Source organism: Sphingomonas sp. CCH9-E2 (assembly GCF_001557215.1).
Classification (GTDB): domain Bacteria; phylum Pseudomonadota; class Alphaproteobacteria; order Sphingomonadales; family Sphingomonadaceae; genus Sphingomonas.
Map to the genome: position 1 here is coordinate 1 of NZ_LSJM01000227.1, position 6,956 is coordinate 6,956.

The 6,956-nt window shown below is 67.4% G+C and carries 5 protein-coding genes; 2 read left to right on the forward strand and 3 right to left on the reverse strand.

Features of this window, described 5'->3' with window-relative positions; translation table 11 throughout:
- A partial coding sequence (ppdK, locus tag AX681_RS10550; protein WP_066682223.1) for a pyruvate, phosphate dikinase occupies window positions 1-1,798 on the reverse strand: 1,798 nt, incomplete at its 3' end.
- Window positions 1,799-1,958: 160 nt separating this feature from the next.
- Here ppdK and AX681_RS10555 point away from each other — a divergent pair.
- Entirely contained in the window at window positions 1,959-2,741 is a 783-nt protein-coding gene (locus AX681_RS10555) for an energy transducer TonB (protein ID WP_066663110.1), read from the forward strand.
- A 17-nt stretch (window positions 2,742-2,758) separates the two neighbouring features.
- Here AX681_RS10555 and glyS read toward each other — a convergent pair whose 3' ends face one another.
- Window positions 2,759-5,080, reverse strand: coding sequence for a glycine--tRNA ligase subunit beta (glyS, locus tag AX681_RS10560; protein ID WP_066663118.1), 2,322 nt, complete (start codon window positions 5,078-5,080; stop codon window positions 2,759-2,761).
- The gene (locus AX681_RS10565) at window positions 5,077-5,970 is read right to left on the reverse strand and encodes a glycine--tRNA ligase subunit alpha (protein ID WP_066663107.1); all 894 of its coding nucleotides are present in this window, start codon (window positions 5,968-5,970) and stop codon (window positions 5,077-5,079) included. Before AX681_RS10565 ends, glyS begins: the two co-directional genes overlap by 4 nt.
- An 81-nt stretch (window positions 5,971-6,051) precedes the next feature.
- On the opposite strand from AX681_RS10565, the gene AX681_RS10570 reads away from it, so the two are divergent.
- On the forward strand, window positions 6,052-6,897 hold the full coding sequence (locus tag AX681_RS10570) for a TraB/GumN family protein (RefSeq protein ID WP_066663105.1): 846 nt from the start codon (window positions 6,052-6,054) through the stop codon (window positions 6,895-6,897).
- Window positions 6,898-6,956 lie beyond the last annotated feature (59 nt).

Consider the following 6,956-nt stretch of genomic DNA (forward strand, 5'->3'; position numbering starts at 1 on the left):
GGCCCGCCTCATCGCTCGCCAGGATCATCTGGCGCACCGCGGTGATCCGCGCGGCGTCGAAGAACATATGCTCGGTCCGGCACAGGCCGATCCCCTCCGCGCCGAATTCACGCGCGGTGCGGCAATCGAGCGGGGTTTCGGCGTTGGTGCGCACCTTCAGGCGGCGCACTTCGTCCGCCCAGACCATCAGCGTGCCGAAATCCCCCGCCAGCTCGGGCTGGATCGTCGGGACGGCGCCCAGCATCACTTCGCCGGTGGTGCCGTCGATCGTCAGCACTTCGCCCTCGCGCACCTCACGCGACCCGATCCGCATCACGCCTTCCGACGCCTTGATCGACAGCGTGCCCGCGCCGGAAACGCAGGGGCGGCCCATGCCGCGCGCGACCACCGCCGCGTGGCTGGTCATGCCGCCACGCGCGGTCAGGATGCCCTTGGCCGCGTGCATGCCGTGAATGTCCTCGGGGCTGGTCTCGACGCGCACCAGGATCACCGCCTCGCCCGCCGCAGCGCGCTTCTCGGCCGTGTCGCTGTCGAACACCGCGACGCCCGATGCCGCGCCGGGCGAGGCGGGCAGCCCCTTGGTCAGCACGTCGCGCGGCGCATTGGGGTCAAGCGTCGGGTGGAGCAGCTGGTCGAGCGCCGAGGGATCGACGCGCAGGATCGCTTCGTCGCGGGTGATCAGCCCCTCATTGGCCATGTCCACAGCGATCTTCAGCGCCGCCTTGGCCGTACGCTTGCCCGAGCGGGTCTGGAGCATCCACAATTTGCCGCGCTCTACGGTGAACTCGATGTCCTGCATGTCGCGGTAGTGGCGCTCGAGCTGGTCGAACACGCGCGCCAGCTCGGCATAGGCCTCCGGCATCGCCTCTTCCATCGACAGCGGCTTGGCCCCCGCCTTTTCGCGCGCGGCCCGCGTCAGATATTGCGGCGTGCGGATGCCGGCGACGACATCCTCGCCCTGCGCGTTGATCAGGAACTCGCCATAATAGGCGTTCTCGCCGGTCGCGGGATCGCGGGTGAAGGCGACGCCGGTGGCGCTGGTGTCGCCCATATTGCCGAACACCATCGCCTGGACATTGACCGCCGTGCCCCAGTCGCCGGGAATGTCGTTGAGGCGGCGATAGACCTTCGCGCGCTCCGACTGCCACGATCCGAACACCGCGCCGATCGCGCCCCACAGCTGGTCATGCACGTCCTGCGGGAACGGCTTGCCCCACAGCTCCTGCACGAGCGCCTTGTACTCCTCGACCAGCTTGCGCCAGTCGTCGGCAGTCATCTCGGTATCGAGGCTGTAGCCGCGATCTTCCTTGGCGATCTCCAGCGCTTCCTCGAACCGGCCATGATCCAGTTCGAGCACGACGTCGGAGTACATCTGGATGAAGCGGCGATAGCTGTCCCACGCAAAGCGCGCGTCGCCGCTGGTCTCCGCCAGCCCGACCACGGTGGCGTCGTTGAGGCCAAGGTTGAGAACCGTGTCCATCATCCCCGGCATCGACACGCGCGCGCCCGAGCGGACCGAGACGAGCAGCGGGTCCGCCGCATCGCCGAAGCGCTTGCCGGTCACCGCCTCGATATGCGCGACGCCGGTCGCAACCTCGGCCTTCAGGCTGTCGGGGAAAGTCTCGCCATTCTCGTAATAGAGCGCGCAGACCGGGGTCGAAATGGTGAAGCCGGGCGGCACCGGCAGGCCGATCGACGCCATCCCATCCAGGTTCGCGCCCTTGCCGCCGAGCAGATTCTTGTCGCCCTGGCCGCCGTCGGAAACACCCCCGCCGAAGCGGTACACATAACGAGTCATTCGAACCCCTTCCGTGACTTGGGCCGCGCCTACCGCAGGTGCGAAGACGGGGGAAGGGCTTGTCCCCCGTTGTCACGTGACAGATTTGCTTCACACGCACAAAACTGGTCATATGATCGGTGCTTGCGGGCCGAGCGTCCCGCCTTTGGGGGAGCGCAACATGCTGACGGCCTTGCTTCTTTCCGCTGCGTCGGTGCAGCAGCCGACGCCGCTGCCGCCCGCTGGCGGCTGGGTCGTCGATTTCGCGGATAACAGCTGCCTGGTCTTTCGCGACTATCGCGGTGAACAGGGCAAGGTAACGTTCGGCCTGCGCCTCATCCCCAATGCCCCCTTCGCCGAAGCCATGCTGATCATGCCCGAGGACGGAAGCGCCGTTTCCGGCATGGTCACGGTCAGCATGAACACCGTCCCCGATGTCGCGTCATCCTATCAGAGCGGGTCGACCAGCGACGGCCGCCGCCTGATCCGCTTCGACGTGCCCCCGCAACAGGTCAAGGCGATGGCCATCGCCCGCGACATCGGCTTCAGCCGTGGCGGCAAGCGCGTCGCGATCGCGGGACTGGCGATGGGCAAGGCGATGGCGGCGGCATCGACCTGTCAGGACGATCTGCTGCGCAGCTGGGGCGCAGACCCGGCGGTGGAGGCCAAGATCAGCTGGCGCCCCGCAATCGTCGCGCCCGAAAAGGACACCACCGTCTCCGACTATCCGATGGCCGCGTTGCGCGAGGGGGCGGAGGGCGACACGCTGTTCCGCCTCAGCCTCGACCGCACCGGTCGGATCACCGATTGCCAGATCGTCGCATCGTCGGGGAATGAGGACCTCGACACGCGCGCCTGCACGCTGATGCGCGAACGCGGATCGCTGCCCGCCGCCCGGCTGACGGATGGCAGCGCGGTGCCGACGGTGATCGTCGCCCGCTTCGCCTGGCGCTTGCCGGGCTGAGCGGGCGCGGGGCTTGCCTACCCCTCGATCTTCCCGAAATCCGCCACCCGGTGCACCGCGTCGCGCATGCGGGCCAGCAGGGCGAGCCGCGCGGCGCGCTTGGCGGGATCGCTGTCGTTGACGGTCACATCGGTGAAGAACGCATCGATCGGCGCACGCAACGTCGCGAGCGCGGCCATCGCCCCTTCGAAGTCCTCCGCCTCCACCGCAGCTGCCGCCTTGGGCTCGGCCGCGTCGAGCGCGGCGATCAGCGCCGCCTCTGCGGGCTCGGGCGTATAGGACAGCGTCGCCCCGGCGAAGGCCGGGGCCGCCAGAGGCTCCAGCGTCGCGCTTGTCGCAGCGGCCCCGGCCTGCGCCGGGGCGACGAAGCCCTCCTTCTTCAGAATATTCGCCGCGCGCTTGTACCCGGCGAGCAGATTCGCCCCATCCTCAGTCGCCATGAACGCCTGCAGCGCATGGACGCGCGCGAGGAGGCGGACGAGATCATCCTCCCCGCCCAGCGCAAACACCGCGTCGATCAGGTCGTGGCGGACCCCAGCTTCGCGCTGCTGGACCTTGAGGCGGTCGATGAGGAAATCAACCACAGCATCGCGGGCAAGGCCCACCGGCCAGCCGAAAAGCATACCGCGAGCCATCTCGTCATTTTCAGGCTCAAAACCTGCAACCGCCAGATCAGCGCGCGTCTTCCCGCATTTCGCGGTCCAAGCCGCTTCGGGGAGCTGTTCGAATTTCGCGCTCTCTACGTCACCGCTGAAGTCGAACAGATAGCGAAGTGGCAGTCGCAACCCATTCTGGAGCACCAACGCTGCTACAGCGATTGCACTGCGTCGGAGCGCAAATGGATCTTTCGAACCGGTCGGCTTCTCGTCGATCAGGAAGAACTGGAACAGACTATCCAGCTTATCCGCCAACGACACCGCCACCGTGACCGGTGCGGTCGGCACGTCATCCCCCTGCCCGACCGGCTTGTAATGATCGCGGATCGCGGCGGCGACCGCCGGGTCTTCGCCCTGCGCTGCCGCGTAATAACCGCCCATCAGGCCCTGCAGCTCGGGGAATTCGCCGACCATGCCGGTGACGAGGTCCGCCTTGGCCAGCCGCGCGGCGCGTTCGGCGAGGGTGGCCAAATCCGTCGCCCCGGCGGAGGCCGGGGCCGCTTGCGGCTCTTGCGTCGCGCCATCGCTGGCGGCCCCGGCCTTCGCCGGGGCGACGATGCCCTCTTCCACCAACCACCGCGCGAGTTTGGCGACGCGGTCGACCTTGTCGGCGACGGTGCCGAGCTTTTCGTGGAAGACGATCTTTTCGAGCTTCGGATGCAGGTCATCCAGCCGCGTCTTGCGATCGGTTTCGTAGAAGAAGCGCGCATCGCTCAGCCGTGCGGCGAGCACCTTCTGGTTGCCCGCGACGATCCGATCGCCGCCATCCGCCGCGTCGATATTCGCGGTGCAGATGAAGGCGTTGGCGAGCTTGCCATCGGCATTTGTGCAGACAAAATATTTCTGGTTCACGCGCGCGGTGAGCTGGATTACCTCGGGCGGGACATCGAGAAACGCTTCATCGAAGCGGCCGAGCAGAGGCACCGGCCATTCGGTGAGGCCGGCATTCTCGATCAGCAGCCCCTCGTCCTCGACCAAAGTCAGGCCGGCCTTGTTCGCCGCCAGCTTTGCGCCGACCGCGATGGTCGCGCGACGTTCATTCTGGTCGACGATGACATAAGCGTCGCGCAGCTGATCGACATAGGTCGCGGCGCTCCGAACCGTGATCGCGTCGGGGTGGTGGAAGCGATGGCCCGCGGTGACAGCACCGGACTGCACGCCCGCAACTTCGCAATCCACCACGCTCTCGCCCAGCAGCGCCACAATGCCCTGCAACGGGCGGACCCAGCGCAAGCTCTCGGTGCTCAGCGACGCTTCCCCCCAGCGCATCGATTTGGGCCAGGGGAAGGCGCGAACGATCGCCGGGATCGCCTCGGCCAGTACCTCGGTCGTGGCGCGGCCCGGCTTGTCGATCACCGCGAACAGCGTCGCGCGACCCTTGACGTCGCGCGTCTTCAGCGCGTCGCGGGTCAGCCCCGCCTTGCGCAGGAAGCCGTCGACTGCCGCGTCGGGCGCGTCGGCGGGCGGGCCTTTCAGCTCCTCGCTCACCGCCGCGGTCTGCTCGGGAAGGTCGCGGGCGATCAGCGTCAGGCGGCGCGGGGTGGCATAGGTGACCAGCGCACCGGCCTTCAGGCCTGCCTTGTCGAGCTCGGCGGTGAACAGGCGGGCGAGATCCTCGCGCGCCTTATCCTGCATGCGTGCGGGAATTTCTTCGGAGCGGAGTTCGAGGAGGAAGTCGGTCACAGCGACCACTCCGGATATTTGGCGCTCCAGTCGGGCTTCATATGTTCGATATACGCCTCGCAGCTGCCCTTCGCGAGATCGCGGACGCGGCCGATATAGGCCTGGCGCTCGGCGACCGAGATGACGCCGCGCGCCTGGAGCAGGTTGAACAGATGGCTCGCCTCGATCGCCTGTTCATAGGCGGCGATGGGGACATTGTTGGTCAGGCAATTCTCGCACTCGGCCATCGCCTTGCGGAAGCCTTCGAACAGCGTCTCGGTGTCGGCGACTTCGAAATTATACTTCGACATCTGGCGCTCGTTCTCGAGGAACACGTCGCCATAGGTGACGCCGGCATCGTTGAACGCCAGATCGTACACGCTGTCCTTGTTCTGGATGTACATGGCGAGGCGTTCGAGACCGTAGGTCAGCTCGCCCGCGACCGGCTTGCAATCGAAGCCGCCCATCTGCTGGAAATAGGTGAACTGCGTCACCTCCATGCCGTCGCACCACACTTCCCAGCCCAGGCCCCAGGCGCCGAGCGTGGGCGATTCCCAGTCATCCTCGACGAAGCGGATGTCGTGCTTGAGCGGATCGATGCCGATCGCGGTCAAGCTGCCCAGATACAGTTCCTGCAGGTCGGGCGGGCTGGGCTTCAGGATGACCTGATACTGGTAATAATGCTGCAGCCGGTTGGGGTTTTCGCCATAGCGGCCGTCGGTCGGGCGGCGGCACGGCTGGACGAACGCGGCGTTCCACGGATCCGGCCCGAGCGCGCGCAGCGTCGTAGCGGTGTGGAAGGTGCCGGCACCCATGCGCATGTCATAGGGCTGAAGGATCAGGCAGCCCCGCTGGCTCCAATAATCATGGAGGCGCAGGATCATGCCCTGGAAGCTGAGCGGCGTGGTCATGGTGCCGGGCTTTGGCGAAAGGGCGATACGCGGTCAACTGCGGTTGACGCGGGCGGCGCGGACGGCTTTGGAGGGGCGATCATGTTGAAGCGTCTGATCGCCCCCCTCGCCGCCCTGCTGCTCTCCAGCTGTTCGCTGTTCGGCGAGGATGCCGACCCCGCTTTGTGGGTGGTCAAGGATGGCGACACGACCATCTATCTGTTCGGCACCGTCCATGTGCTGAAACCCCGCATGCACTGGTTCGACGAAGGCGTGCGCGAGGCGTTCGACGCGAGCGACGAGGTGGTGCTGGAGATCGCCAAGCCCGATCCGCAGGCGATCGCGGCGCTGACCGCGCAGCTCGGCACGCGCGGCGGCCCGCCCTTCGCGCCGGAGGTCGATGCAGCGGCGCGCGACCTGGGCATACCGGCGGGCGCGATCGACGAGCAGGAGCCGTGGCTGGCGGCGCTGACGCTGGCGCAGCTGGCGGTGAAGAAAGCGGGCTATGACGCCGGCGACGGGGTCGAGGCGACGCTGTCGGAGGCGGCGGAGGATGCGGGCAAGCCGGTCAAGGCGCTGGAATCGGCGCGCGGGCAGCTGATGCTGTTCGACGGCCTGTCGGGCGCGGCGCAGAGCGCGATGCTCGAGGAAACGGTCAAGGCGCTGCCGGGGACCAAGGCGCGGCTTGACAAGTTCGTCGCCGCCTGGGCCAAGGGCGATGCCGAAAGCGTCGGGGCGGAGATGAACCGCGGCGCGCTGGCGTCGCCGGAAGTGGCCGACGCGCTGATCACGCGGCGCAACGCGCGCTTCGCCGACTGGGTCGCGGCGCGGATGAACCAGCCGGGCACGGTATTCGTCGCGGTCGGCGCAGGGCACCTTGCCGGCAAGGGCAGCGTGCAGGCGCTGCTGGGCGAGCGGGGGCTGAAGGTGGAGCGGGTGGTGTATTGAGCTCATTCCTCCCCTGAGCTTGTCTCAGGGGAGGGGGACCGCCGGCGAAGCCGGTGGTG